The sequence below is a fragment of the Candidatus Methylomirabilota bacterium genome (assembly GCA_036005065.1).
Taxonomy (GTDB): domain Bacteria; phylum Methylomirabilota; class Methylomirabilia; order Rokubacteriales; family DASRDR01; genus DASYQW01.
The window spans coordinates 1-3125 of sequence record DASYQW010000186.1 but is presented as its reverse complement, the minus strand read 5'-3'; the positions used below and the strand labels follow the sequence as shown (position 1 = coordinate 3125).

At 72.5% G+C, this 3125-nt stretch carries 4 protein-coding genes; 3 read left to right on the top strand and 1 reads right to left on the bottom strand.

Annotated elements, in window-relative coordinates:
• Nucleotides 1–566: GDSL-type esterase/lipase family protein (locus VGW35_13620; GenBank protein HEV8308695.1), on the bottom strand; the 566-nt coding region annotated here is incomplete at its 3' end.
• Nucleotides 567–702: 136 nt separating this feature from the next.
• On the opposite strand from VGW35_13620, the gene VGW35_13615 reads away from it, so the two are divergent.
• The 3 genes from VGW35_13615 to VGW35_13605 are packed head-to-tail and all read left to right on the top strand — an operon-like array spanning nt 703 to nt 3125.
• Nucleotides 703–1611 carry a DMT family transporter gene (locus VGW35_13615; GenBank protein HEV8308694.1) on the top strand — a complete coding sequence of 303 codons (909 nt, stop codon included), beginning with the start codon at nt 703–705 and terminating at the stop codon, nt 1609–1611.
• A gap of 45 nt (nt 1612–1656) precedes the next feature.
• Nucleotides 1657–2346 (top strand): cyclase family protein, encoded by a 690-nt coding sequence (locus VGW35_13610; protein ID HEV8308693.1) that lies wholly within the window; start codon nt 1657–1659, stop codon nt 2344–2346.
• Nucleotides 2340–3125, top strand: a complete 786-nt coding sequence (locus tag VGW35_13605) for a hypothetical protein (protein HEV8308692.1) — start codon at nt 2340–2342, stop codon at nt 3123–3125. Before VGW35_13610 ends, VGW35_13605 begins: the two co-directional genes overlap by 7 nt.

Here is a 3125-nt window from a genome sequence, read left to right as displayed (position 1 = left end):
AGGCGGGCGGCGAGCCGCGCGTGGCCCTGCTCGGTCGGATGGAGGCCGTCGGTCGTGAGGCCGGGAACCACGCCGTCGAGGAAGTCCTCGAGCAGCCAGGCCCGCTCCTGCTCGGCAATCTCCCGGAAGGCCTCACGGTAGCGATCGCGGCCCAGCTCGGCGAGGCGGGCGTGGAGCAGCAGCACGCCGGCGCCGTCCTCCCGCAGCCGCCGGACGATGGCCCGGAGGTTGCCAAGGGTCTCCTCGCGCGGCAGCCGGCGCAGGGCGTCGTTGGCCCCGAGCTCGACCACGACGAGCTTGGGGCGGAAGGGGAGGACGTCCGTCTCGAGCCGCCGGAGACCTCCCGCGGTCGTGTCTCCCGTGATCCCGGCGTTCCGGGCGTCGATCCCGAGCGCGACCCCGAGCCGGTGGGGGAACGTGACCTCGAGCGGAAGGCCGAAGCCGGACGTGATGCTGTCGCCCAGGAAGACCACGGCTTGCCGGGTCGGATCCAGGGCCGGCGGGGTCGAGGCCCGGCCGGCCCACCAGGAATAGGCCGCCACGGCCATCAGGGCGGCGACGGCCACGGGGATCGCCTTCCGCCACGGCCCGGCGGCGGGCCGTGGCCGGGGTACGGGAGGCCACCGGCTCGGCACGCCCCGATCTTGCGCCGGAGCCGCGGCTTCGCGCAACATCCCGCCCCGGCGATATACTGGCCGAGCGGTGCGCGCGCCTTCCCCCGACTCCCGAATCAGGACCTATGGCCTCCTGATCGTCGTCGTCCTCATCTGGGCCAGCTATCCGGCCCTGAACAAGATCGCCATGCGCGACATTCCCCCCTTCACCCTGGCCGCCTTCCGGTGCACCCTCGCCTCCGGCATTCTGACGCTTCTGCTCTGGCGCGACGTCGGGGCCGGGGAGCAGCCGATCACCCGGGCCGATCTCCCCGGGCTCGTCGTCCTGGGCGTCTCGGGCATCACGGTCTCGACCGGGTTCTTTTATCTGGCGGTCGCGCTGACCACGGCGTCGAACGCGGTGATCCTGACGGCCGCGACTCCCGTCATGGTCGCCGTCGGTGGGCACCTCTTCTTCGGCGAACGCCTGGGCCGGCTCCAGTGGACCGGAGTCGGCTGCTCGGCGCTCGGCGTCCTGCTCACGGTGACACGGGGCCAGCTCCGGCTGCTCGAGGCGCCGCCCCACCTCGGCGACGCCCTCGCGGTCGTCGGACAGGTCGCCTGGGCGACGTACACCCTCTACGGCAAGCGTGTCCTGACCCGACTCTCACCGCGAGCCGCCACGACCGCCGCCTACCTGATCGGGACCGCGTTCCTGATCCCGCTCGCGATCGTCCTGGCGCCCGCCTTTCCGCCGCCCGTGCTCACGTCCGGGACCGCCTGGGCCGTCGTCGTCTTCCAGGGGACCCTCGGCACCCTGTCTCACATCTGGTACTACCGTGGCGTCCAGACCATCGGCCCCTCGGTCACCGCGATCTTCATGAACTTCCAGCCTCTGGCGGGTCTCCTGCTGGCGATGGTCGTCGTCGGCGAGACCATCTCGGTCGCCCAGGTGCTGGGCGTCGCCGCCATCCTGGCCGGCGTCTGGATGACCACCCGGCGCGCCGACCGGCGGTGAGCCGGGACGCTTGCATTGCCCGGCGAGCCCCGCCATCCTGTATTCATGGAGGCTCACTCGCCGGCGCCGTCGGTCGGGTGGATCGATATCACGCTCCCGATCGAGTCGGGCATGGTCGTCTACGAGGGCGACCCCCCGGTACGGGTGACGCCGGCGCTGGTCCTCGAGCGCGGCGACCCCGCCAACGTGAGCCACCTCGCGCTCGGCTCGCACACGGGCACTCACCTGGACGCGCCGCGCCACTTCATCCCGGGCGGCGCGACGGTGGATCATCTGCCCCTGGACACCCTCGTCGGCCCCGCCCGGGTGGTCGAGTGCCCGGCCGGGCCGATTCGGCCCGACAGTCTCGCCCCCGCGCTGGGGCGCGACGGGCCGGCCGGCCGCCGGGAGGCCCGCGTGCTCGTGAAGACCGGGAACTCCCGCTTGTGGATGCACGGGCGCTTCGCCCGGGACTACCAGGCCCTCACGCTGGAAGCGGCCCGGGAGCTGGTCCGAGCCGGCGTCCTGCTGGTCGGCGTGGACTACCTCTCCATCGAGGCGTTCGGCGGCGACGGCGGGGCCTTTCCGGTCCACCGGTGTCTCCTCGCGGCCGGGGTCGTGATTCTCGAGGGACTCGACCTCTCCGCGGTCGGGCCGGGCCGGTACGAGCTCCTCTGCTTGCCGCTCCGGCTCAAGGCGGGGGACGGGGCGCCAGCCCGCGCCGTGCTCCGACCGCTGTGGGACACGCGATGCTGACCCGGCGCCAGCTGCTCGCCTCCGCGTGGGCCGCCGTTCTCCTGCCGCCGCGGGGCGCCCGGGCCGCCGTCGAGCAGAAGACGGGGACTTACACCGCCGAGGTGGAGCTCCTTTACGGGGTCATGAGCTTTCGCCTGACCGGAACGAGCGAGGAGGCCGTCGACCGAGCCCGGGGGCGCTACGCGGTCAAGCTCGCCGGGCAGGGAGACGGCATCACCAACGCAGTCGAGTCGAACGGGGTCCTCCGGGCCGGTCGCTGGGCGCCGGTCCGGACCCACTCGGTGTTCGTGGTGCAGGGCCGTGAGGCGCAAGTCGACGTCGCCTACGACTACGACCAGCGGACGGTGGCCTACAAAAGCCGCAGCGAGACGTTCTTCCTCCGGCGCTTGCGGGTCGCGGACGACGTGGTGGCGATCCCCCACGGCCTCCACGTCGACGATGTGATCAGCGCCACGCTGAACTACGCGGATGAGCGGTGGCCGGCGCAGGCGGACGGCAGGCTCCTCACCCATGTGGTGCGACGGCGCCGGCCGTCGGGGGAAGGCCCGGACGACATCCAGAAGACGTACCGGGCCGAGCTGGTGCCGTTCGTCCTGAAGGTGGTGCCCGATCCCGAGACCGGGCGACCCAGCGCTCTCTTCGACCTGACCCGGTTCTCGTCCTGGGCCCGGGAGAGCCGGCCGGCCCGCATCGTCTTCGACGCCCGGCGTCGCCCGGCGACGATCACCTCTTCGCTGATCCTCGGCACCTCGGTGAACATCCGCCTCGCGAGCACCTAG